This window comes from Pseudomonas sp. DR48, assembly GCF_019823085.1.
Lineage (GTDB): Bacteria > Pseudomonadota > Gammaproteobacteria > Pseudomonadales > Pseudomonadaceae > Aquipseudomonas.
Genome location: NZ_CP081946.1, coordinates 3,274,430 through 3,296,345, shown reverse-complemented (window position 1 = coordinate 3,296,345; position 21,916 = coordinate 3,274,430). Strand labels below are relative to the sequence as shown.

General features: G+C 58.9%; 22 protein-coding genes and 2 tRNA genes. 14 read left to right on the top strand and 10 right to left on the bottom strand.

From position 1 onward, the window contains the following. The first annotated feature begins 253 nt into the window (after positions 1–253). From K5K95_RS14825 to K5K95_RS14810, 4 genes are all read left to right on the top strand, one after another. A tRNA-Met gene (locus tag K5K95_RS14825) sits at positions 254–330 on the top strand. Between the two features lie 231 nt (positions 331–561). Next, a tRNA-Met gene (locus K5K95_RS14820) sits at positions 562–638 on the top strand. Between the two features lie 278 nt (positions 639–916). Beyond that, positions 917–3,559 carry a bifunctional lysylphosphatidylglycerol flippase/synthetase MprF gene (mprF, locus tag K5K95_RS14815; protein ID WP_222590019.1) on the top strand — a complete coding sequence of 881 codons (2,643 nt, stop codon included), beginning with the start codon at positions 917–919 and terminating at the stop codon, positions 3,557–3,559. Then, on the top strand, positions 3,559–4,857 hold the full coding sequence (locus K5K95_RS14810; protein WP_222590018.1) for a virulence factor family protein: 1,299 nt from the start codon (positions 3,559–3,561) through the stop codon (positions 4,855–4,857). The genes mprF and K5K95_RS14810 overlap by 1 nt, the downstream gene beginning before the upstream one ends. Positions 4,858–4,954: 97 nt before the next feature. Here the strand turns inward: K5K95_RS14810 and K5K95_RS14805 are convergent, their stop codons facing one another. Beyond that, the gene (locus tag K5K95_RS14805; RefSeq protein ID WP_261398179.1) at positions 4,955–5,245 is read right to left on the bottom strand and encodes a type II toxin-antitoxin system Phd/YefM family antitoxin; all 291 of its coding nucleotides are present in this window, start codon (positions 5,243–5,245) and stop codon (positions 4,955–4,957) included. Positions 5,246–5,650: 405 nt separating this feature from the next. On the opposite strand from K5K95_RS14805, the gene K5K95_RS14800 reads away from it, so the two are divergent. Continuing rightward, entirely contained in the window at positions 5,651–5,977 is a 327-nt protein-coding gene (locus K5K95_RS14800) for a DUF3077 domain-containing protein (protein WP_222590017.1), read from the top strand. 189 nt (positions 5,978–6,166) lie between these two features. Here the strand turns inward: K5K95_RS14800 and K5K95_RS14795 are convergent, their stop codons facing one another. Further along, positions 6,167–8,068 (bottom strand): potassium transporter Kup, encoded by a 1,902-nt coding sequence (locus tag K5K95_RS14795; protein WP_222590016.1) that lies wholly within the window; start codon positions 8,066–8,068, stop codon positions 6,167–6,169. Between the two features lie 289 nt (positions 8,069–8,357). Between K5K95_RS14795 and rimO the strand changes: the two genes are divergently transcribed. The 6 genes from rimO to tsaA all read left to right on the top strand — a co-directional run bounded on the left by rimO (position 8,358) and on the right by tsaA (position 13,447). Further along, complete coding sequence (rimO, locus tag K5K95_RS14790; RefSeq protein ID WP_059181533.1) at positions 8,358–9,695, top strand: 30S ribosomal protein S12 methylthiotransferase RimO; 1,338 nt, start codon at positions 8,358–8,360, stop codon at positions 9,693–9,695. A 113-nt stretch (positions 9,696–9,808) separates the two neighbouring features. Further along, positions 9,809–10,282 carry a GNAT family N-acetyltransferase gene (locus K5K95_RS14785; protein WP_222590015.1) on the top strand — a complete coding sequence of 158 codons (474 nt, stop codon included), beginning with the start codon at positions 9,809–9,811 and terminating at the stop codon, positions 10,280–10,282. A 92-nt stretch (positions 10,283–10,374) separates the two neighbouring features. Further along, entirely contained in the window at positions 10,375–11,085 is a 711-nt protein-coding gene (locus tag K5K95_RS14780) for an rRNA pseudouridine synthase (protein WP_208671566.1), read from the top strand. A gap of 75 nt (positions 11,086–11,160) precedes the next feature. Then, positions 11,161–11,628, top strand: coding sequence for a DUF1456 family protein (locus tag K5K95_RS14775; RefSeq protein ID WP_090187687.1), 468 nt, complete (start codon positions 11,161–11,163; stop codon positions 11,626–11,628). 165 nt (positions 11,629–11,793) lie between these two features. Further along, positions 11,794–12,564, top strand: coding sequence for an SDR family oxidoreductase (locus tag K5K95_RS14770; protein WP_222590014.1), 771 nt, complete (start codon positions 11,794–11,796; stop codon positions 12,562–12,564). A 184-nt stretch (positions 12,565–12,748) separates the two neighbouring features. Then, on the top strand, positions 12,749–13,447 hold the full coding sequence (gene tsaA / locus K5K95_RS14765) for a tRNA (N6-threonylcarbamoyladenosine(37)-N6)-methyltransferase TrmO (protein WP_222590346.1): 699 nt from the start codon (positions 12,749–12,751) through the stop codon (positions 13,445–13,447). A gap of 132 nt (positions 13,448–13,579) precedes the next feature. Here tsaA and fpr read toward each other — a convergent pair whose 3' ends face one another. Then, positions 13,580–14,359, bottom strand: a complete 780-nt coding sequence (gene fpr / locus K5K95_RS14760; RefSeq protein WP_003443014.1) for a ferredoxin-NADP reductase — start codon at positions 14,357–14,359, stop codon at positions 13,580–13,582. 121 nt (positions 14,360–14,480) lie between these two features. Here fpr and K5K95_RS14755 point away from each other — a divergent pair, with 121 nt between their 5' ends. Next, positions 14,481–15,407: a LysR family transcriptional regulator gene (locus K5K95_RS14755; RefSeq protein ID WP_222590013.1), complete on the top strand. Its 927-nt coding sequence runs from the start codon at positions 14,481–14,483 to the stop codon at positions 15,405–15,407. Here K5K95_RS14755 and K5K95_RS14750 read toward each other — a convergent pair. The 3 genes from K5K95_RS14750 to K5K95_RS14740 form a co-directional block, all read right to left on the bottom strand. Beyond that, positions 15,404–15,766 (bottom strand): diacylglycerol kinase, encoded by a 363-nt coding sequence (locus K5K95_RS14750; protein WP_019580981.1) that lies wholly within the window; start codon positions 15,764–15,766, stop codon positions 15,404–15,406. The two genes, K5K95_RS14755 and K5K95_RS14750, sit on opposite strands and share 4 nt — an antisense overlap. 76 nt (positions 15,767–15,842) lie before the next feature. Beyond that, positions 15,843–16,493, bottom strand: coding sequence for a response regulator transcription factor ErdR (erdR, locus tag K5K95_RS14745; RefSeq protein ID WP_052966391.1), 651 nt, complete (start codon positions 16,491–16,493; stop codon positions 15,843–15,845). 209 nt (positions 16,494–16,702) lie between these two features. Further along, positions 16,703–17,461 carry a tRNA-uridine aminocarboxypropyltransferase gene (locus K5K95_RS14740; RefSeq protein ID WP_222590012.1) on the bottom strand — a complete coding sequence of 253 codons (759 nt, stop codon included), beginning with the start codon at positions 17,459–17,461 and terminating at the stop codon, positions 16,703–16,705. 189 nt (positions 17,462–17,650) lie between these two features. Here K5K95_RS14740 and K5K95_RS14735 point away from each other — a divergent pair, with 189 nt between their 5' ends. Beyond that, the gene (locus K5K95_RS14735; protein WP_222590011.1) at positions 17,651–18,076 is read left to right on the top strand and encodes a PA3611 family quorum-sensing-regulated virulence factor; all 426 of its coding nucleotides are present in this window, start codon (positions 17,651–17,653) and stop codon (positions 18,074–18,076) included. On the opposite strand, the gene K5K95_RS14730 is transcribed toward K5K95_RS14735, so the two are convergent. Beyond that, on the bottom strand, positions 18,077–18,271 hold the full coding sequence (locus K5K95_RS14730) for a hypothetical protein (RefSeq protein WP_090187710.1): 195 nt from the start codon (positions 18,269–18,271) through the stop codon (positions 18,077–18,079). Positions 18,272–18,637: 366 nt separating this feature from the next. Between K5K95_RS14730 and K5K95_RS14725 the strand changes: the two genes are divergently transcribed. Next, on the top strand, positions 18,638–19,756 hold the full coding sequence (locus K5K95_RS14725; protein ID WP_222590010.1) for a TIGR00730 family Rossman fold protein: 1,119 nt from the start codon (positions 18,638–18,640) through the stop codon (positions 19,754–19,756). A 43-nt stretch (positions 19,757–19,799) separates the two neighbouring features. On the opposite strand, the gene recX is transcribed toward K5K95_RS14725, so the two are convergent. The 3 genes from recX to K5K95_RS14710 form a co-directional block, all read right to left on the bottom strand. Then, positions 19,800–20,267 carry a recombination regulator RecX gene (gene recX, locus K5K95_RS14720; protein ID WP_222590009.1) on the bottom strand — a complete coding sequence of 156 codons (468 nt, stop codon included), beginning with the start codon at positions 20,265–20,267 and terminating at the stop codon, positions 19,800–19,802. Between the two features lie 8 nt (positions 20,268–20,275). Beyond that, complete coding sequence (gene recA / locus K5K95_RS14715) at positions 20,276–21,328, bottom strand: recombinase RecA (protein ID WP_007907270.1); 1,053 nt, start codon at positions 21,326–21,328, stop codon at positions 20,276–20,278. 83 nt (positions 21,329–21,411) lie between these two features. After that, positions 21,412–21,912 carry a CinA family protein gene (locus tag K5K95_RS14710; RefSeq protein ID WP_222590008.1) on the bottom strand — a complete coding sequence of 167 codons (501 nt, stop codon included), beginning with the start codon at positions 21,910–21,912 and terminating at the stop codon, positions 21,412–21,414. Positions 21,913–21,916 lie beyond the last annotated feature (4 nt).

Below are 21,916 nucleotides of genomic sequence, written 5' to 3'. Positions count from 1 at the left end.
CCGGCAGTATCTCACTGGCACCTGTATATAGCACCAGTAGTCTGAATGTTCTTTTCCACACGTAGGAAAAGTGCCGATGAATTTATTTTCTCAATCGAAAAGCATCACCCAATAGAGCTGAAAGCCTTGTGATACCTGCCTTGCGGGCTGATCCAACTGGCCGTTTCAACCGCTAAGCGATTGAACATGCACAGGTTTTTTCCAGATTGAGGTTGACACCCCGGCGTTCCTCTGTAGAATGCCGACACACAGACGCGGGATGGAGCAGTCTGGTAGCTCGTCGGGCTCATAACCCGAAGGTCGTCGGTTCAAATCCGGCTCCCGCAACCAAACATCAAGAAAGGCTACTCGAAAGAGTGGCCTTTTTTGTGCGCGTCTATTTTGTGAATTGAGCGCTTAAATGAACAGAACCTCCTTTCGCGGGTGAAACCAGGAAATCGTTCTGATTCCGAAACTTAAGGCTTGCCAGCGACCGTTCGCCGCTCATTTACGCTTATTTGACCCTTCTGGGGATTAACGGTTGACACCCACGCGTTCGCCTGTAGAATGCCGCCACACAGACGCGGGATGGAGCAGTCTGGTAGCTCGTCGGGCTCATAACCCGAAGGTCGTCGGTTCAAATCCGGCTCCCGCAACCAAACATCAAAAAAGGCTGCTCGAAAGAGTGGCCTTTTTTGTATCTATTGAAAAAGTCCTTTCGCAACAATGACCTGTCACTGTGTAGTGAAGCGTTCCGGATCAACGAAGCTCTGAGACCAGACTATGCTGAATCGCACACAGAACCCTCTACCACTGATGACATGCCATCACCGCTACCCGGTGAGAGGCGTTAATATTTGTGATTATTTTTTTCTACAGGGATTGGTAACTTGGCTCGATACCTCCATCCTGTCGCGCACAATCCAAGAGGTGATTGATGCGCGCCAACTCGTCTGATCCACAAGACACCGTCACAGCGACACAACCGATCAAGGCCGAGCGTTTGCGCTTGCTGGATCTGGTCAGCAAATATCGTCAGCCCATTGGTCTGGCGGTCACTCTGCTGTTGTTCGCTATCGCGCTGATTGCCTGTCGTCATCTGCTGAGCGAGCTCGACCTGTACGCTTTGCACGACTCGATCCTTGAAGTTCCCAAGCCTGCACTGCTTGGGGCACTGGGTGCGACCGTGGCGGGCTTCATTATTCTGCTGGGATATGAATGGTCGGCCAGTCGCTACGCCGGTGTGAAATTGGCGCCGCGCATCCTCGCGCTCGGCGGCTTTACCGCGTTCGCCATCGGCAATGCCATCGGCCTGTCCATGCTCTCGGGTGGCTCGGTGCGCTACCGTTTATATGCGCGTCATGGTCTGGGGGCATCTGACGTCGCTCACATGACCTTGTTCGCCAGCCTCTCGCTGGGTTGCGCCCTGCCACCGCTGGCCGCCCTGGCGACTCTGAGCAACCTTCCTGCCGCTTCTACCGCCCTGGGTCTGTCCGAACTGTTACTGGGGACAATTGCCGCTGCGGTGCTGCTGCTCTTTTCGGTGTTGGCCATCGGCATATACCGCCGTCGACTGCCGGAACAACCCTATCCGGACAACTTGTTGGTCAAGGTCGGCCGGCGCACCTTGCGCCTTCCCGGCCGTCGCCTGACGTTCCTGCAACTGGTCATTACCGCCCTGGACGTGGCTGCCGCCGCCACCGTGCTGTATCTGTTGCTGCCGGAAGCCCCACCGTTCGGCGCCTTCATGCTGGTGTACCTGCTGGCCCTGGCCGCCGGTGTGCTCAGTCATGTACCCGGTGGGGTCGGCGTGTTCGAAGCGATTCTGCTGGCAGCCTTCGCCGACAAACTCGGCGCGGCGCCACTGGCGGCCGCACTGCTGCTGTATCGCTTGATCTACGTGATTCTGCCGCTGCTGGTGGCTTGCCTGATGCTGCTGATCAATGAAGGTCAGCGCCTGTTCCAGACGCGTCAATCATTGCGGGCAGCCTCCGGCCTGGCCGCGCCGATCCTGTCAGTGCTGGTGTTCCTGTCGGGCGTTGTGCTGCTGTTCTCCGGCGTGACTCCGGAAATCGACACCCGCCTGGAACATATCGGCTTTCTGATTCCGCACCGATTGGTCGACGCCTCGCACTTCGGCGCCAGCCTGGTCGGTGTTCTCTGCCTGTTGCTGGCGCAAGGCCTGCGCCGCCGACTGTCGGCTGCATGGATGCTGACCACCATACTTTTGCTGGTGGGCGCCCTGCTCTCCCTGCTTAAAGGCTTCGACTGGGAAGAAGCTTGCCTAATGACCCTCATCGCGAGCCTGCTCGGGGTCTTTCGCCGCTCGTTCTATCGCCCAAGCCGTCTGACCGAACTGCCGTTCTCGCCGCTGTACCTGGTGTCCAGCCTGTGCGTGCTGGGTGCATCGATCTGGCTGCTGCTGTTTGCCTATCAGGACGTTCCGTACAGCCATCAACTCTGGTGGCAGTTCACCCTCGACGCCGACGCCCCGCGCGGCCTGCGCTCGTTGCTCGGCGCGGCGGTGCTGCTGGTGGTGGTGTCCCTGACCTGGCTGCTGCGCACCGCGCGTCCGGTGATCCATCTGCCGACACCGGATGAACTGGACCGCGCGGTAAAAATCCTCATGGCTTCCTCACAACCGGACGGCGGCCTGGCCCTGACCGGTGACAAGGCGCTGCTGTTCCACCCTAACGACCAGGCGTTCCTGATGTACGCCCGCCGTGGGCGCAGCCTGGTGGCCTTGTACGACCCGATCGGCCCGACCCAGCAACGGGCGGAGATGATCTGGCAGTTCCGCGACCTGTGCGACCTCCACCATGCGCGCCCAGTGTTCTATCAAGTGCGCGCCGAGAACCTGCCGTACTACATGGACATCGGCCTGACCGCGATCAAACTGGGCGAAGAAGCCCGGGTCGATCTCAAGCGCTTTGATCTCGAAGCCAAGGGCAAAGAGATGAAAGACCTGCGCTACACCTGGAACCGGGGCACCCGTGATGGCCTGTCGCTGGAGATCTTCGAGCCGGGGCAAGCGCCGATGGACGAGCTCAAAGTGATTTCCGACGCCTGGCTGACCGGCAAGAACGTGCGCGAGAAAGGTTTCTCGCTTGGCCGCTTCAGCGATGACTATCTGAAGCATTTCCGGGTGGCCGTGATTCGTTTCGAAGGGCGCCCGGTGGCGTTCGCCAACCTGCTCGAGACATTCGGCCATGAACTGGCCAGCCTCGACCTGATGCGCGCGCACCCGGACGCCCCCAAGCTGACCATGGAATTCATGATGATCGGCTTGATCCAACATTATAAAAATCATGGATACGCGCGTTTCAGCCTGGGCATGGTGCCGCTTTCGGGGTTGCAACCCCGACGTGGCGCACCTCTGACCCAGCGCCTGGGCTCGATGGTATTCCGCCGTGGTGAGCAGCTCTACAACTTCCAAGGCTTGCGCCGCTTCAAAGACAAATTCCAGCCTGACTGGGAACCCCGTTATATGGCCGTGCCCGCCGGACTCGATCCGCTGGTTGCCTTGGCCGATACTGCTGCCCTGATTGCGGGCGGCTTGACTGGATTGGTGAAACGCTGATGATTCGACGCTCCTTGCGGTACGTACTGGCCACACTGGTAGTGCTGGCCCTGATTCTGGGTGGCGGTTACTGGTACCTCAAACGTCCGGCGCCGGAACCGACCCTCGAACGGCTGGCGCCCGCCGATGGCGCCGCGATCACGCGCGTCATTCCCGGGAAAACGCCACGCGCCCAGGTGTTGGTAGCGGTCAACGACGAACAAAAGCTCAGCGACCAGCAATTGCTGACCTTGAGCCGCACCGCGTCGGCACAGATTGTTCAGGTCATTTTGCCCAAGGACTGCTTGCTGCAAAGTCGCGCATTGCAATCGGGCCTTAGAGAACTCAAAGGCCCGGCGACCCTGGTCAGTGGTATCGGTCCTGGTGCCGTGCTGGCCTGGCGCTGGTTGTCCGAACAGAAGAATGACAAGGCCCAGGCCGTTTCGGTGGACCTGGCCCTGGAAAAACCGGGCTGCACGCACCTGCTCCCTAAAAGTGCTGCTCATGGCCACTGGCTGGTAGCGTGGAACGACAACCCGGATGACACCAGTGCGGGCTTCGTGCGCGACCAACCCAATGCCGAAACCAGCATCAGCGACTACGACATCAACCTGCCACAAGTGCTGAACAACGAACTGCGCAAGATTCTCGTCGGTGGCGACAAAGCCGCTGGCGGCTTGCAGATTCCAGTGGTTGAAGTGCCGGCAGGGCAGGCCAAGGACACCGTCACCCTGTTCCTCTCCGGTGACGGCGGCTGGCGCGACCTGGACCGCGACGTCGCGGGCGAAATGGCCAAGATCGGCTATCCGGTCGTCGGCATCGACACCCTGCGCTACTACTGGCAGCACAAGAGCCCGGAGCAAAGCGCGCTGGACCTCGCCGAACTGATGCAGCACTACCGGCAGAAATGGGGCACCAAGCGCTTCATCCTGACCGGTTATTCGTTTGGCGCCGACGTCCTGCCGGCGATCTACAACCGCTTGGCCGAATCGGAACAGCAGCGCGTCGACGCAATCATCCTGCTCGCCTTCGCCCGCACCGGCAGCTTCGAGATCGAAGTCGAAGGCTGGCTCGGCAACGCCGGCAAAGAAGCCGCAACCGGCCCGGAAATGGCCAAGCTGCCTCCAGAGAAAGTGGTGTGCATCTACGGTGCAGAAGAAGTCGACGAAAGCGGCTGCACCGACAAGACCGCCGTGGGCGAAGCGATGAAACTGCCTGGAGGCCATCACTTCGACGAGAACTACCCGGCGCTGGCACAGCGGTTGGTGGACATCATCGTCAAGCGTCAGGCCAAGGACGGAGCAACGGCTCAGGAGTGATCTGAACCGTCCACAAAAAGCCCCCGCTACCTCAAAGTAACGGGGGCTTTTTCATTCCAGCCAACTCAGCATAATCCTTGTGGGAGCGAGCCTGCTCTTAGTCTTTACTGGCGTACAGTGTCCGCAGGTCGTCGTGACTAACTAACCTGCCCTGATCAAAATCGGTCAAACGCTCCGCTGCCGCCGCTTCAACGCGAAGATCCCCAAGTTCGTTGAGCATTTCCTGATAGGCATCGACATTGATAATGACCGCTGCTGGCTGATTATTTTTGAAAATGACCAAACGCTCAGTGGCACGACTGGAGATCTCCTTGAGTCGAGCTCTGAAGCCCCTGACCATTGCAGCCGACGATATTGCCTGGTCTGCACACGCTAGTGATGTCTTCATATTCATCCCTCTTCCCTCTTCACAATCGTGCAAATTTGAGCACACAGCTCAACGTATCGTTTACTTCTGGTCTCGCAATATCGGATGACGCCCGCAGACCTTGTAGGCAAACTCCGAATCTCGTGTTTGGGCACTTTGCCGCCTTGTTGCGCGTTTCTTCGACGGGATAGTCTCCGGACGTCGCTGACCATTCAGCGATCGGGCTTGGAAACCCGGCGAGCGATTAGCAACAACGTGCCCAACATGACTGCAGACCTTTACGGCTGCGATCTTGTGTCATGGTGGCTGTGCGCGGGACGTCTTCGGACGTGCCGGTTTCCTAGGCTCCCGGTTTCCAACCTGCGCACAGCTGCCACCCTTCGCTTGGAAACGAATGTGGCAGTTCCTCAAGCTTAGGGAATAGACATGACTAAAATTGATGCTTCCGCGATTTCAGAACTGAAAACCATCGGCTTCACCCCACTCATCTACTGCCAGGATGAGGCGTTGTTCAACGTCCGCGCCGGCGTCCCCATCGTCGATGCCTTATCACAAGCCTCCGACCTGCTGTTCCTCGCCAAATCATTTACCGAGGACGCCGCCTATGCAAAAGACACCGACCGCCACGCCTGGGCTGCGCATTACTTGACGGCGATGGGCAAGGCCGTGATTGATGACGTGGTGAAGGTACTGACGCCGCGACCGGCGCGGACGAAGACTGAATCAGAAGAAGAAATGCCCGATAGCAAATAACACCGAAAATCCCCTGTGGGAGCGGGCTTGCTCGCGAAAGCGGTTTCACATTCAACATCGATGCCGCCTGAAAGGTTGCATTCGCGAGCAAGCCCGCTCCCACATTGGTTCTCCCTGCTATCAAGGTTTGCACTCGAGCACAAAAAAGCCCCCGCAACCTTCACGGCAACGGGGGCTTTTTGATGTCGCTTACATCTCGACCTGTGTACCCAGCTCAATCACCCGGTTCAGCGGCAGATTGAAGAAACGCAGGTTGCCGTTGGCGTTCTTGAGCATGAACGCGAACAACGCCTCGCGCCAGCGGGCCATGCCTTCGAGCTTGGAGGCGATGACCGTTTCGCGGCTGAGGAAGTAGGTGGTGCGCATCGGGCTGAAATCCAGGTCTTCGAGGTGACACAGTTTCAGCGCTTGCGGCACGTCCGGTTCGTCGACGAAACCGAAGTGCAGGATCACCCGGAAGAAGCCTTCGCCGTAGGAGTCGACCTCGAAACGCCGCGATGCCGGCACCCGCGGGATGTCTTCGTACACCACCGTCAGCAGCACCACTTGCTCGTGCAGCACCTGGTTATGCAGCAGGTTGTGCAACAACGCGTGGGGTACGGCGTCCGGGCGCGCGGTCAGGAACACGGCGGTGCCCTGGACGCGGTGCGGCGGTTGCACGGCGATACTGCTGATGAAGATTGGCAGCGGCAATCCGCCCTCGTCGAGACGCTCGACCAGCAGTTGCTTGCCGCGCTTCCAGGTGGTCATCAGCACGAACAGCGCAATACCGGCGATCACCGGAAAGGCACCACCCTGAACGATTTTCGGCACGTTGGCGGCGAAGTACAGGCCGTCGACCAACAGGAAACCGATCGACAGCGGCACCGCGAGGATCGGCGGCCACTTCCACAGCAGCAACATCACCGCCGACACCAGCACGGTGGTCATCAGCATCGTACCGGTCACCGCCACGCCGTAGGCCGAGGCCAGGGCGCCGGAAGATTCGAAACCAAGCACCAGCAGGATCACCCCGATCATCAGCGCCCAGTTCACCGCGCCAATGTAGATCTGACCTTGTTCGGCACTGGAGGTGTGCTGGATGTGCATGCGCGGAATGTAACCGAGCTGGATCGCCTGACGGGTCAGGGAGAACGCACCGGAAATCACCGCCTGGGAGGCAATCACCGTGGCCAGGGTCGACAAACCGACCAGCGGAATCAACGCCCAGCTCGGTGCCAACAGGTAGAACGGGTTGCGAGCGGCTTCCGGATCACCCAGCAGCAACGCGCCTTGGCCGAAGTAGTTCAGCACCAGCGCCGGCAATACCAGGATGAACCAGGCACGGGCAATCGGCTTGCGGCCGAAGTGGCCCATGTCGGCGTACAGGGCCTCGGCGCCGGTCAGCGCCAGTACTACTGCGCCAAGAATTGCCACGCCCATGCCCGGGTGATCGAAGAAGAAGCGCACTCCCCAGACCGGGTTTATCGCTTGCAACACTTCCGGGTGCTGGAAGATGCCGTGGACACCCAGGGCACCCAGGACCACAAACCACGTCACCATGATCGGCCCGAACAGAATGCCGATGCGCGCGGTGCCGTGACTCTGGATCAAAAACAGCGCTACGAGCACAATCAACGACAGCGGCACCACCCAATGGTCGATGCCATCGAACGCCAGGCCCAGGCCTTCAATGGCCGAGAGCACGGAAATCGCCGGGGTGATCATGCTGTCGCCATAAAACAGCGCCGCGCCGATCAGTCCGCAGACCACCAGCAAGGTGCGCAGTCTCGGATACCCCGACGCCGCCCGCCGCGCCAGCGCGGTCAAGGCCATGATCCCGCCTTCGCCCTGGTTGTCGGCGCGCAGCACGAACATCATGTACTTGAACGACACAACCCAGATCAGTGACCAGAAAATCAGCGCCAGGATGCCCAGCACGCCGTCATGGTTGACGGGTACGCCATAGCCGCCGGAGAACACTTCCTTGAGGGTGTACAGCGGGCTTGTGCCGATATCGCCGTAAACCACACCCACCGCCGCGACCAGCATGCCGATCGGCTTTGCCGCCGAATGCTCAGCGCTTGCAGCCTGACTACTTGCCTGCCCCATCCAAAACTCCTACTACTCAGACCCGGACTTCTTATAAGAAGCACTATGCTTTGCCGTGCAGCATGCGCTGTTTTACTTAAGGTTACAGACGATTTATTGACTGTAAAAATTCGGTAAAGCGTAACGGCGCGAAGCATAGCGCAGCACTCGTCGTATTTCCCTGCATAAAGCTGGTCAAGTGCGCCTCTCATCGCTAGAATTGCGCACTTTTTGACCAGAGGCGCAACATAGCGCCCGTCTGTCGCCTTGCCGTCTTCGGCTGGAGGCGTCCCAAATACCGAGGTTAGACATGTCCACCACTCCCGCGCCGGCCAATCCAAAAGTTGGCTTCGTATCCCTGGGTTGCCCCAAAGCACTGGTCGACTCCGAGCGCATCCTTACCCAGCTGCGCATGGAAGGCTATGACGTCGTGTCCACCTACGAGGACGCCGATGTCGTGGTGGTCAACACTTGCGGTTTCATCGACTCGGCCAAGGCTGAGTCCCTGGAAGTGATCGGCGAAGCCATCAAGGAAAACGGCAAGGTCATCGTGACCGGCTGCATGGGCGTCGAAGAAGGCAATATTCGCAAGGTACACCCAAGCGTGCTGGCCGTAACCGGTCCGCAGCAGTACGAGCAAGTGGTCAACGCGGTGCATGACGCCGTGCCGCCGCGCCAGGATCACAACCCGCTGATCGACCTGGTGCCGCCGCAAGGGATCAAACTGACCCCGCGCCACTACGCCTACCTGAAGATTTCCGAAGGCTGCAACCACAGCTGCAGCTTCTGCATCATTCCTTCGATGCGCGGCAAACTGGTCAGCCGTCCGGTCGGTGACGTGCTCGACGAAGCCCAGCGCTTGGTCAAGGCTGGCGTCAAAGAGCTGTTGGTGATCTCGCAAGACACCAGCGCCTACGGTGTCGATGTGAAATACCGCACCGGTTTCTGGAACGGCGCGCCGGTGAAAACCCGCATGACCGAACTCTGCGAAGCCCTGAGCACACTCGGCGTCTGGGTTCGCCTGCACTACGTTTACCCGTACCCGCACGTCGACGAGCTGATCCCGCTGATGGCCGCCGGTAAAATCCTGCCGTACCTGGACATCCCGTTCCAGCATGCCAGCCCGAAAGTCCTGAAGGCGATGAAACGCCCGGCCTTCGAAGACAAGACCCTGGCGCGCATCAAGAACTGGCGCGAGATCTGCCCGGACCTGATCATCCGTTCGACCTTCATCGTCGGCTTCCCCGGCGAAACCGAAGAAGACTTCCAGTACCTGCTGGACTGGCTGACCGAAGCGCAGCTGGACCGCGTCGGCTGCTTCCAGTACTCGCCAGTCGAAGGCGCCCCGGCCAACCTGCTGGACGCGGCCATCGTGCCGGACGACGTCAAGCAAGACCGTTGGGACCGCTTCATGGCGCACCAGCAAGCCATCAGCTCGGCGCGCCTGCAACTGCGCATCGGCCGCGAGATCGAAGTGCTGGTCGATGAAGTCGACGAGCAAGGCGCGGTCGGCCGCTGCTTCTTCGATGCCCCGGAAATCGACGGCAACGTGTTCATCGACAACGGCAGCAACCTCAAGCCGGGTGACAAGGTCTGGTGCAAAGTGACCGACGCCGACGAATACGACCTGTGGGCTGAACAGATCTAAACGTAAAAAATACACAGAGCCCCGCTCTTTTCACGAGATGCGGGGCTTTTTTACGTCTATCGTTTTGTGGGAGAAAGGACTCGCACAATCAACGGTAAAAGGGGCAGCCGGCCATGCGCCAACACTCGGTCATCCACACGCCGAAACAGAGCGACTACGAAGAACTCACGCGCGTCTGGGAAGCCTCGGTGCGCGCCACCCATGACTTCCTGCCGAACAGCTACATCGAACTGCTGAGGAACCTGGTGCTGACCCGCTACCTCGACGCAGTGATGCTGATCTGCACCAGGGACACGCGCCAGCGCATCACCGGGTTTGCCGGGGTCGCAGCGGGCAAGATCGAAATGCTCTTCATTGACCCGGCCCATCGCGGCCAGGGTTTGGGCAAGCAGTTGCTGCGCTATGCCATGGAACATTTGAACGCCGATGAGCTGGACGTCAACGAACAGAACCCGCAGGCGCTGGGGTTTTACTTCAAGCAAGGCTTTGAGGTGATCGGTCGTTCGGAACTCGATGGCATGGGCCAGCCCTATCCGTTGTTGCATATGCGCTTGCGCCAGGCGCACCCATTGACGCGCAATGGCTGACACAACATTAAAAGCACATGCGGCAAATGGAGCCGGGATTAACCGGCGCCACGCAGGTACAATGCCCACCCCTTTTTTGTTACGGCCCTGTCATGACTGACCCGATTCGTCTCTCCAAACGCCTCATCGAACTCGTCGGCTGTTCCCGTCGGGAGGCTGAGCTGTTCATCGAGGGCGGCTGGGTCACCGTGGACGGCGAAGTCATCGACGAGCCGCAGTTCAAGGTCGACACCCAGAAAGTCGAGCTCGACCCGGAAGCCAAGGCCACCGCGCCAGAGCCGGTGACTATCCTGTTCAACGTGCCGGCCGGGATGGACGCGGAAACGGCGATGGCCAGCATCAGCGCCGAGACCCTGAGCGAAGAACACCGCTTCAGCAAACGTCCGCTCAAGGGCCACTTCCTGCGGCTGACCGCCAGCACCGACCTGCAAGCCAACGCCAGCGGTCTGCTGGTGTTCACTCAGGACTGGAAGATCTTGCGCAAACTCACTGCCGATTCCGCCAAGATCGAGCAAGAGTATGTGGTCGAGGTTGAAGGCGACATGGTGGCTCACGGCCTCAACCGCCTGAACCACGGTCTGACTTACAAGGGCAAGGAACTGCCGCCGGTCAAGGCCAGCTGGCAGAACGAAAATCGCCTGCGCTTTGCGATGAAGAACCCACAACCGGGCGTGATCGCCCTGTTTTGCCAGGCCGTCGGCCTGAAGGTCGTCGCCATCCGCCGCATCCGCATTGGCGGAGTGTCCATCGGCAAAGTGCCGCTGGGGCAATGGCGCTACCTGTCCGGCAAAGAGAAGTTCTAAGACTTTTCACGCCGCCATACATTTCGGCGCCGCTGTTTATGCGGCGCCCACTGCTGAATATCAGGACTGCACACCATGATCCATAACGACGTACTGCGCAGCGTGCGCTACATGCTCGACATCAGCGACAAGAAAGTCATCGAGATCATCAAGCTCGGCGGCATGGACGTCACCTTGGCAGACCTGCTGACGTACCTGGACAAGAAAGAGGAAGACGAGGAAGGCTTCGTACGCTGCCCGGACGAAGTCATGGCGCATTTCCTCGACGGCCTGGTGATCTTCAAGCGCGGCAAGGACGAAAGCCGTCCGCCGCAACCGATTGAAGTGCCGGTGACCAACAACATCATCCTGAAAAAGCTGCGCGTGGCCTTCGAACTCAAAGAAGACGATATGCACGCCATCCTCAAGGCTTCGGAGTTTCCGGTGTCCAAGCCCGAGCTGAGCGCGCTGTTCCGCAAGGTCGGCCACAGCAATTACCGGGCATGCGGCGACCAGTTGCTGCGCAACTTCCTCAAGGGGCTCACTCTTCGAGTGAGAGCGTAAAGGCAGCCGCAAGCTATAAGCTGCAAGCGGATCGTGTCTGCTTGCAGCTTGCAGCTTGAAACGTGCAGCTGGGCCGAATGGCCCCCCATTCCTCGCAAAAATAGTGGCTCCGCTTCCGGCGGCTGACGACTAGGGTGTAATGACCCTCAGCTCTCAGGACTCGCCATGCACCCGTACTTTTCCCTGCAAGGCCGCACCGCTCTGGTGACCGGCGGCACCCGCGGTATCGGCAAAATGATCGCCAAGGCCTATGTCGAGGCCGGCGCCAGCGTTTATGTGTGCGCCCGTGATGCCGAGGCCTGCCGGCAAACCGCCGATGAGCTGAGCGCCTTCGGGGTGTGTCATGCGATAGCTGCCAATCTGGCTCATGAGGAAGGCGTCCAGCAATTGGCCGCGCACCTGAGTGAGCAGATCGGTCAGCTGGACATTCTGGTGAACAACGCCGGCACCACATGGGGCGCGCCGCTTGAGAGTTACCCGGTCAAGGGCTGGGAGAAAGTCATGCAGCTCAACGTGACGTCGGTGTTCAACTGCATCCAGCAGTTTTTGCCGCTGCTGCGAAAGGCCGGTTCGCCAGCGAATCCGGCACGGATCATCAATATCGGCTCGGTCGCCGGGATCTCGTCCTTTGGTGAAGAGGCGTATGCCTACGGCCCGAGTAAAGCGGCCCTGCATCAACTGTCTCGAATCCTGGCCCGGGAACTGGTGAGCCAGCACATCAACGTCAACGTCATTGCCCCGGGGCGTTTCCCGAGCAAGATGACCCAGCACATTGGCAATGACGAGCAGGCGCTGGCGGACGATACGGCACTGATACCGATGAAGCGCTGGGGCCGGGAGGAAGAAATGGCGGCGCTGGCGATCAGCCTGGCGAGCACGGCAGGGGCGTATATGACCGGGAATATCATTCCGCTGGATGGTGGGTTTAGTCTCTAAATCGGCGGCGCGGCCATCGCGGGCAAGCCACGCTCCCACAGGATTTATGCCGTACACAACATATGTGTTCGCCCCGAACCCTGTGGGAGCGTGGCTTGCCCGCGATGGCGGACTGACAGGCACCACCGATCCTTTGGCCGCTCGGGTTATCATGCCTGCCTCTTACCCGCTTCGACCCCAGACCATGACCTACAGCGTTTCCCCCATCGGCTTCGTGCGCTCCTGTTTCAAGGAGAAATTCGCCATACCGCGCCAGCCGCAACTGGCCCCGGCCGCTCGCGGCGTGCTGGAGCTGGTGGCGCCGTTCGATCAAGGTGACGCGGTGCAAGGTCTTGAGCAGGTCAGCCATGTCTGGCTGTTGTTCCTGTTTCATCAAGCCCTTGAAGAAAAACCACGCCTGAAAGTCCGCCCGCCTCGCCTGGGCGGTAACAAATCCATGGGCGTGTTTGCCACCCGCGCGACACACCGGCCCAATGGCATCGGTCAATCCGTGGTGAAGCTGGACAAGGTGGAAGCCAATCGGCTGTGGATATCGGGAATCGACCTGCTCGACGGCACGCCGATTCTCGACATCAAACCGTATGTGCCTTACGCGGACATTATCGACACGGCCTCCAATAGCATCGCCAGCGCTGCGCCATCGTTGATTCCCGTGCAGTGGACGGACTCAGCGCTGCAACAGGCTCATAGCCATGCTCAGCGCCTTGAAGAGCCTTTGGTGGCACTGATCGAGCAATGCCTGGCGCAAGACCCACGGCCGGCGTACCAGATTCCTGCGCCGGAGCGCGAATATGGGGCGCAATTCTGGGATCTGGATGTGCGCTGGCATTATCCCGAAGCCGGCGTGATCCGCGTCCTGGAAGTCATTCCCGCAAAAACCTGAATGCCAGAAACCACTGTGGGAGCGAGCCTGCTCGCGATAGCGGTGTGTCAGTCGACAGTAATGCTGACTGAGACACCGCTATCGCGAGCAGGCTCGCTCCCACAGGGAAAGCAAAGCCGTCAGGCGTTGTGCTTACTTCTCGACGAACGCACGCTCGATCAGGTAGTCACCCGGCTCGCGCATCCGTGGCGAAACCTTCAAACCGAAGCTGTTCAGCACTTCGCTGGTCTCGTCGAGCATGCTCGGGCTGCCGCACAGCATGGCGCGGTCGTCCTGCGGGTTGATCGGTGGCAGACCGATGTCGCTGAACAGCTTGCCGCTGCGCATCAGGTCGGTCAGGCGACCTTCGTTCTCGAACGGCTCGCGGGTCACGGTCGGGTAGTAGATCAACTTGTCACGCAGCGCTTCGCCGAAGAACTCGTTCTGCGGCAGGTGCTCGGTGATGAACTCGCGGTAAGCGACTTCATTGACGTACCGTACGCCGTGGCACAGGATCACTTTTTCGAAACGCTCGTAGGTTTCCGGGTCCTGGATGACGCTCATGAACGGCGCCAGACCGGTACCGGTGCTGAGCAGGTACAAATGTTTGCCAGGCTTCAAGTCATCCAGCACCAGGGTGCCGGTAGGCTTCTTGCTGATGATGATCTCGTCGCCTTCCTTCAGATGCTGCAACTGGGAAGTCAGCGGGCCATCAGGCACCTTGATGCTGAAGAACTCGAGATGCTCTTCCCAGTTCGGGCTGGCAATCGAGTACGCGCGCATGAGTGGCCGGCCGTTGGGCTGCTGCAGGCCGATCATCACGAACTGACCGTTCTCGAAGCGCAGGCCCGGATCGCGGGTGCACTTGAAGCTGAACAGAGTGTCGTTCCAGTGGTGAACACTGAGGACACGCTCGTGGTTCATGTTGCTCATGTACGTGGGACTCCTGGAGATTTGCCTGCGCCGATGATGTGCGCAATTGCATCGCATTCTAATGGCAGCGACAATATCTGTTAAATGGATTATTAAGATAAGGGTTATCGGTTATATAGATATGCGATTTACTCTCCGTCAACTTCAAGTATTCGTCGCTGTCGCCCAGCAGGAAAGCGTATCCCGTGCCGCGGGCTTGCTCAACCTCTCGCAATCGGCGGCGAGCACCTCGATCACCGAGCTAGAGCGCCAGTCCAGCTGCCAGCTGTTCGACCGCGCCGGCAAACGGCTGAGCCTTAACGCCTTGGGCAAGCAGCTATTGCCACAAGCCGTGGCGCTGCTCGACCAGGCCAAGGAAATCGAAGACTTGCTCAACGGCAAGTCCGGTTTCGGCTCCCTGGCGGTCGGCGCGACCCTGACCATTGGCAATTACCTGGCGACCTTGCTGATCGGCAGCTTCATGCAACGCCATCCCGAAAGCCAGGTGAAGCTACATGTACAAAACACAGCCAATATCGTGCAACAAGTCGCTCACTACGAAATTGATCTGGGTCTAATCGAAGGCGACTGCAGCCACCCGGACATCGAAGTGCAAAGTTGGGTCGAAGATGAGCTGGTGGTGTTTTGTGCGCCTCAGCATCCACTGGCCAAGCGCGGCAAGGCGAGCATGGAGGAGCTGACCCACGAAGCGTGGATCCTGCGCGAGCAAGGCTCTGGCACACGGCTGACCTTCGACCAGGCGATGCGTCACCATCGCAGCACACTCAATATCCGACTCGAGCTGGAACACACCGAAGCGATCAAACGCGCGGTAGAGTCGGGATTGGGGATTGGCTGTATTTCCAGACTGGCACTGCGCGATGCCTTCCGCCGCGGCAGCCTGGTGCCGGTGGAAACGCCAGATCTGGACCTGGCGCGGCAGTTCTACTTCATCTGGCACAAACAGAAATATCAGACCTCGGCGATGCGCGAGTTTCTCGACCTGTGCCGCGCGTTCACCGCCGGGGTGCAACGCAGCGACGAGATCGTCCTGCCTACCATCGCTTAAAGCAGAATCACCGCCCACACCAGCGCGATCATGCTCAACGCCACGAGCTGAGCGGCGCTGCCCATGTCCTTGGCGTTCTTGGACAGCGGGTGCAACTCAAGGGAAATGCGGTCGATGGCCGCTTCCACCGCCGAATTGAGCAATTCGACAATCAACGCCAACAGGCAGACCGCGATCAGCAACGCCTGTTCGACACGGCTGACGTTCAGAAAGAACGAAAGCGGGATCAGGATGGCATTCAGCAGCACCAGTTGCCGAAAAGCCGCTTCGCCGGTGAAGGCTGCGCGCAAACCGTCCAGCGAGTAACCGGAGGCGTTAAGGATACGTTTTAGGCCGGTTTGGCCTTTGAAAGGTGACATAGGGTGGGCAACTGACCAAAAAAAGAGTGGGGAAACTAGATCAACCAAAGTCAAAAAAGCGTGAATAAGCCAATACTCAGTGGCTCGAAATTGACTCAAGTTGTTGCAGAAGCAGCGCGGCCTGGGTGCGGGTACGCACATTCAGCTTACGAAAAATCGCCGTGACATGCGCCTTGATCGTCGCTTCGGAAACGCTCAGCTCGTAAGCAATCTGCTTGTTCAGCAAGCCCTCACAGACCATGGTCAACACCCGGAACTGCTGGGGCGTCAGGCTGGCGAGGCCTTCACTGGCGGCCTTGGCTTCTGCGGAAACACTCACCGCTTCGAACGCTTGAGGCGGCCAGAACACATCGCCGTCGAGCACCGCGCGAACGGCTTTCTGGATGACGCTCAGGTCACTGGACTTGGGAATGAAGCCACTGGCGCCAAATTCGCGGGATTTCACCATGATCGAGGCTTCTTCCTGGGCCGAGACCATGACCACCGGAATCTGCGGGTACTGGCCGCGCAACAACACCAGCCCGGAAAAACCGTAAGCCCCCGGCATGTTGAGGTCCAGCAACACCAGATCCCAATCGGCCTTTTCATCCAGACGGGTTTCCAGCTCGGCAATGCTCGCCACTTCCACCAGACGGACATCCGGGCCTAGGCCAAGGGTCAACGCTTGATGCAGCGCGCTACGAAAAAGAGGATGGTCATCGGCAATCAGGATTTCGTATGTGGCCATTTTTCAAATGATCCTGTTTTTCAAACAACTCCAGGTGCAGCCACGCAGATGCACCAACAGGGCACGTTCAACGCCAATCACATGGCTATTCACGTAAAAATACGGCGTATCAAACGATGGCCGCGCCCCAATCGGCGCCAAGCATGCCCAGCGAAACCGGGGTGGTCAAGATGCATAACCGGTACAGTTCTTTGCAGTATGGGCGACAATCAGGACATGACGGGGACGTCGTTATGAATAAACGGCATCAGCTCGGCGTGGGCCGGTGTGGCAAGGTTCATGTCCAGCTGGTTTTTCGCATCCAGATAATGCTGGCTGAACACGTCGAAATAAGCGTCCAGCGCTGACGCGGCCTCGGTATCACCGGCCAGATCGAGACACAGTGCAGCCACTTCAGCGGTGCACAAATGTTCGCTGCGGGTGGAACGGCGCAGTCGATAGCGTGACAGCTTCTCGGGCAGCAGGCTCAAGATCGGCAAGCGATCAAAATACGGGCTCTTGCGAAAAATCTTGCGGGCTTCGGTCCAGGTGGCGTCCAGCAGAATGAACAGCGGACGCTTGGTGCTATCGGTCTCGACGCTGTTGGTGACGCGTTCGGGTTCAACGTATTCCCCCGGAAAGACCAGATACGGCTGCCATTGCGGATCGGACAACAGCGCCAACAGTTGCTGATCGACTTCCGTACGCGACCAGATGAACGCATGGTTATCGCGCACCACATCGGCAATCAGCCAACCGGTGTTGCTTGGCTTGAACACTTCTTTGTTGGTCATGATCAGGCACACGCCCGAGCGGGCTTCGACCAACGGGCGCCAGGCACACAGGCAATGACTTTCAATCACGCGGCAATCACGGCATCGCGGCGCCCTCCAGCCACGGGCCTGAATCGGCTTGATGCCCTCCTCCTCTCGCTGATCGCGCAAGCGGGCGACGGCGTTTGCGGCAAAGCGCAGGGTGACAGGGTTCATCGCAGGCAACACCGCAGGGGATGGAAAATCGACACGAAAAACACTCGCAAGGGCAAAAAGTCGCGGCAGTTTATCAGAGCAGCCGGTGCAAGCCTGTACCGCCCAGGCCTCCTCCCCTATAATTCTGCGCCACTGAACGCACAGTCATGTGACGGGTCGAATCACCAGTCACTGAACCAGGAGAGTTTCATGCTGCGCCTTATCGTTCCCACCGCTGCCATTTTGCTGGCGTCGTCCTTTAGCGCTCAGGCTGCATCCTTGAGTGAGCAGAATCTCAACAGAGAGCTGCAAAATGTCGCCGTACAAAGCAGTGTTGGCACTCCACGGGCGATCAACGAAGACATTCTTGATCAGGGCTACACCGTTGAAGGCAAGACGCTGATCAATCACTTGAGCGTGCAAAGCAGCCACGCCGAAAAGATGCGTGCAGACCCAAAAGCGGTGTATTTCCAGCTTGGCGCCTCTGTGTGCAACAACCCCTCGTACCGCAAGCTGATGGCCAAGGGCGCAGTCATGCGTTACGACTTCACCGAGGTGAAGACCAACCGCGCCATCGGCTCTGCCAGTTATCAGGAATCGGATTGCCCGAAAGCGACCCCGGCCAAGAAGAAGTAATCATCGGGAATTGGCGCGCCGTTGTTCATCCTCGGCGCGCAGTTCTGCCAACAGCGCTTGCAGATAACGTGAGCGCCGGTCGGCCCCCTCCAGACGCCGACAGCACTCTTCCTCGAGACTCAAATGATTGGTCTCGGCGGATGCCTTCAACAATCGATACAGTTGCGTATCGATCTCCAGAATGACTCTGGCCATCGCTTCCAGCCTCCCTGCACCTCGCCCCTTCGAGCGAAAAATTCCTTGAACTGCATCAACCGATGCGTCGCGCCTTTGACGCAAAGCTGTCGTGTCACGCCTGTAATTTAGTAAATCAGAGCGCCAGACGCTTGGCTTGCGTTCAGACGAACGGTGAAATCACTTTGCAAATCGTCAATAAGCGGTTGCCAGGAAAGACTTTGCGGCGCAATCATCAAGCCAGCGAGAATCTCTGCAAGGGTCTAGATTCAGAGTATTAACGATCATCTTTTGTGGCAGAAAAGGGGCTGCCCGACCTGCGTCTAAATTGTGCGAATGTTTCTTTCTCCAAGGGAACAACAAAGCCTGTATGGAAGGAGAAGTTGAATGCCTTACCAACCGAATGACCTCCTGAGCCGTCATTTTGAAGAAAGCGGCCACGACCTCATCAGCAAGGTCGAAGAACAACTCAACCTGGTTTCACCCAACAGCCCCAACACCCCGATTTACCGCGACATGATCCTGACCGTGCTGCGCATGGCCCAGGAAGATCACAACCGCTGGAATGCCAAGATCACCCTGCAAACCCTGCGCGAACTGGAACATGCTTTTCGGGTGCTCGAGCAGTTTCGGGGACGGCGCAAGGTCACCGTTTTTGGCTCGGCCCGTACACCGATCGAACATCCACTGTATGCCTTGGCCCGAGAACTCGGCGCGGCACTCGCTCGCTCGGACCTGATGGTCATTACCGGTGCAGGAGGCGGCATCATGGCCGCCGCCCACGAAGGTGCGGGCCTTGAACACAGTCTGGGATTCAATATCACCCTGCCCTTCGAGCAGCACGCCAATCCCACTGTCCAGGGCACTGCCAACCTGCTGCCGTTCCACTTTTTCTTTACCCGCAAGTTGTTCTTCGTCAAAGAGGCCGATGCGCTGGTTCTATGCCCCGGTGGTTTTGGCACCCTGGATGAAGCGCTCGAAGTGTTGACGCTGATTCAGACCGGTAAAAGCCCGCTGGTGCCTGTGGTACTGCTGGACTCGCCGGGCGGCACCTTCTGGCAAGGCGCGCTGGACTTCATTCACCATCAACTGGAGGAAAATCGCTACATCCTGCCAACCGATATGAAGCTGGTGAGCCTGGTCTACAGCGCCGAAGAAGCGGTGGAGCAGATCAACCAGTTCTACAGCAACTTCCACTCCAGCCGCTGGCTCAAGCATCAGTTCGTGATTCGCATGAACCATAAGCTCAGCGACCGGGCGCTCGAACACATGCAAGAAGCCTTTGCCGACCTGTGCCTGAGCGATCATTTCCATCAGCACGCTTATAGCGGCGAGGAGCATGACGAACCGCAGTTCAGTCATCTGGCGCGACTGGCCTTCAACTTCAACGCTCGGGATCATGGCCGCCTAAGGGCACTGGTGGATTACATCAACCTGCCGGAAAACTGGGCCCATTCAAAACCCCAGCCGCAACAGCGCACGCGCGAACCATCCAAGGTGACGTGAGGCAAAAAAAACGGCCCGCTATCGAAATAGCGGGCCGTTTTTATTAATCATCCATTCCTCGACCACTGAATAAGCGGCTGATCATTTCCATGGAGTATCCCCGATAACTGAGGAAACGCCCTTGCTTGGCACGTTCCCGGGCGTCTATCGGCAGATGCCCGGCAAATTTGCGCCGCCAGGTATCTTCCAGTTGCTCCTGCCAGCTGATACCGCTTTCGCGCAAAGCGAGTTCAATATCTGCACGCTGCAGGCCGCGTTGGCTGAGTTCTTCACGAATACGCAAAGGGCCATAGCCGGAGCGGGCGCGGTAGGAAACGAAACTTTCGAGGTAACGGGATTCGGAGAGTAGACCCTCTTCCGTCAAACGATCGAGTGCGGTGTCGATCATTTCAGGGAGAGCGCCGCGCTGACGCAACTTACGCGTCAGCTCGACTCGACCGTGCTCGCGTCGCGCGAGCAGGTCCATTGCGGTTCGCCGCACCGCGACGAGTGTATCGAGTACGGCGGTCATCGGATCAATCAGATATCAGCGTCAGCCAGGTCATCAGCAGTCTCTTTGACTGGCGATGCTTTGACGTCCGGCGCAGGGGTCAGCAACTTGTCACGCAGTTGCTTCTCGAGCTTGGCGGCGATTTCCGGATTGTCTGCCAGGAACTTGGCCGAGTTGGCCTTGCCCTGACCGATCTTGGTGCCTTCATAGGCATACCAGGCGCCGGACTTCTCAACGAAACCGTGCAGCACGCCCAGGTCGATCATCTCGCCATTGAGGTAGATGCCCTTGCCGTAGAGAATCTGGAACTCGGCCTGACGGAACGGCGAAGCTACCTTGTTCTTCACGACTTTGACGCGGGTTTCGCTACCGACGACTTCATCACCTTCTTTCACCGCGCCAGTACGACGGATGTCCAGACGTACCGAGGCGTAGAACTTCAGCGCGTTACCACCGGTGGTGGTTTCCGGGCTGCCGAACATCACGCCGATCTTCATACGGATCTGGTTGATGAAGATCACCAGGCAGTTGGCGTTCTTGATGTTACCGGTGATTTTACGCAGCGCCTGGGACATCAGACGGGCTTGCAGGCCCACGTGCATGTCGCCCATTTCGCCTTCGATTTCAGCCTTCGGAACCAGTGCGGCCACGGAGTCGACGATGATCACGTCAACCGCGTTGGAACGCACCAGCATGTCGGTGATTTCCAGGGCCTGCTCGCCGGTGTCCGGTTGGGAGACCAGCAGGTCGTCGACGTTGACGCCCAGTTTGCCGGCGTATTCAGGATCGAGTGCGTGTTCGGCGTCGACGAATGCGCAGGTCGCGCCGGCTTTTTGAGCCTGGGCGATCACCGACAGCGTCAGCGTGGTTTTACCGGAGGATTCAGGACCGTAGATTTCAACGATACGACCTTTTGGCAGACCGCCAATGCCGAGCGCGATGTCCAGCCCCAGAGAGCCAGTGGAGATAGCCGGGATCGCCTGACGGTCCTGATCGCCCATACGCATTACGGCACCCTTGCCGAATTGACGTTCGATCTGACCCAGGGCCGCAGCCAAGGCTTTCTTCTTGTTGTCGTCCATTAAAGTCCTCACGTAATCAATAAGGCCTGACGGCCAACACCTGTATAAGTAGCCAGTATTATTCCACAGCGTTTCAGGATCGCCTACCCCTGATTTGAGATTTCTCCCGCGGCATGGCGCAGCAGCCCCTCTAGCGCGGCCTTAACCGTTTGTCGGCGGACCTCATCGCGGTTACCGGCGAAGTGCTGCTCCTCGCTGAAGACCCGCTCACCAACGCCCCAGGCCAGCCACACGGTGCCCACCGGTTTACTTGGAGAACCGCCATCCGGCCCTGCCACGCCGCTGACCGCCACGGCAAAATGCGCCTGGCTTTTGTCCTGTGCACCGCGGACCATCGCCTCAACCACCTCGCGACTGACCGCACCGACCGTATTGAACAACTCGGTCGGCACATTCAACTGCTGGGTTTTCTGGCGATTGGAGTACGTCACATAGCCGGCCTCGAACCACGCCGAGCTCCCCGGGATACGGGTGATCGCCTCGGCGATGCCGCCGCCGGTGCAGGACTCGGCGGTGGTGACGTGGGCATTGAGAACCTGCATGCGCCTGCCAAGCTCAGCGGCCAGCTGGGTGATTTCTTTCACGGGC

Coding starts and splice junctions, on each gene's coding strand:
- mprF (WP_222590019.1), top strand. CDS start 917: ATGCGCGCCAACTCGTCTGATCCACAAGACACCGTCACAGCGACACAA.
- K5K95_RS14810 (WP_222590018.1), top strand. CDS start 3,559: ATGATTCGACGCTCCTTGCGGTACGTACTGGCCACACTGGTAGTGCTG.
- K5K95_RS14805 (WP_261398179.1), bottom strand. CDS start 5,245: ATGAAGACATCACTAGCGTGTGCAGACCAGGCAATATCGTCGGCTGCA.
- K5K95_RS14800 (WP_222590017.1), top strand. CDS start 5,651: ATGACTAAAATTGATGCTTCCGCGATTTCAGAACTGAAAACCATCGGC.
- K5K95_RS14795 (WP_222590016.1), bottom strand. CDS start 8,068: ATGGGGCAGGCAAGTAGTCAGGCTGCAAGCGCTGAGCATTCGGCGGCA.
- rimO (WP_059181533.1), top strand. CDS start 8,358: ATGTCCACCACTCCCGCGCCGGCCAATCCAAAAGTTGGCTTCGTATCC.
- K5K95_RS14785 (WP_222590015.1), top strand. CDS start 9,809: ATGCGCCAACACTCGGTCATCCACACGCCGAAACAGAGCGACTACGAA.
- K5K95_RS14780 (WP_208671566.1), top strand. CDS start 10,375: ATGACTGACCCGATTCGTCTCTCCAAACGCCTCATCGAACTCGTCGGC.
- K5K95_RS14775 (WP_090187687.1), top strand. CDS start 11,161: ATGATCCATAACGACGTACTGCGCAGCGTGCGCTACATGCTCGACATC.
- K5K95_RS14770 (WP_222590014.1), top strand. CDS start 11,794: ATGCACCCGTACTTTTCCCTGCAAGGCCGCACCGCTCTGGTGACCGGC.
- tsaA (WP_222590346.1), top strand. CDS start 12,749: ATGACCTACAGCGTTTCCCCCATCGGCTTCGTGCGCTCCTGTTTCAAG.
- fpr (WP_003443014.1), bottom strand. CDS start 14,359: ATGAGCAACATGAACCACGAGCGTGTCCTCAGTGTTCACCACTGGAAC.
- K5K95_RS14755 (WP_222590013.1), top strand. CDS start 14,481: ATGCGATTTACTCTCCGTCAACTTCAAGTATTCGTCGCTGTCGCCCAG.
- K5K95_RS14750 (WP_019580981.1), bottom strand. CDS start 15,766: ATGTCACCTTTCAAAGGCCAAACCGGCCTAAAACGTATCCTTAACGCC.
- erdR (WP_052966391.1), bottom strand. CDS start 16,493: ATGGCCACATACGAAATCCTGATTGCCGATGACCATCCTCTTTTTCGT.
- K5K95_RS14740 (WP_222590012.1), bottom strand. CDS start 17,461: ATGAACCCTGTCACCCTGCGCTTTGCCGCAAACGCCGTCGCCCGCTTG.
- K5K95_RS14735 (WP_222590011.1), top strand. CDS start 17,651: ATGCTGCGCCTTATCGTTCCCACCGCTGCCATTTTGCTGGCGTCGTCC.
- K5K95_RS14730 (WP_090187710.1), bottom strand. CDS start 18,271: ATGGCCAGAGTCATTCTGGAGATCGATACGCAACTGTATCGATTGTTG.
- K5K95_RS14725 (WP_222590010.1), top strand. CDS start 18,638: ATGCCTTACCAACCGAATGACCTCCTGAGCCGTCATTTTGAAGAAAGC.
- recX (WP_222590009.1), bottom strand. CDS start 20,267: ATGACCGCCGTACTCGATACACTCGTCGCGGTGCGGCGAACCGCAATG.
- recA (WP_007907270.1), bottom strand. CDS start 21,328: ATGGACGACAACAAGAAGAAAGCCTTGGCTGCGGCCCTGGGTCAGATC.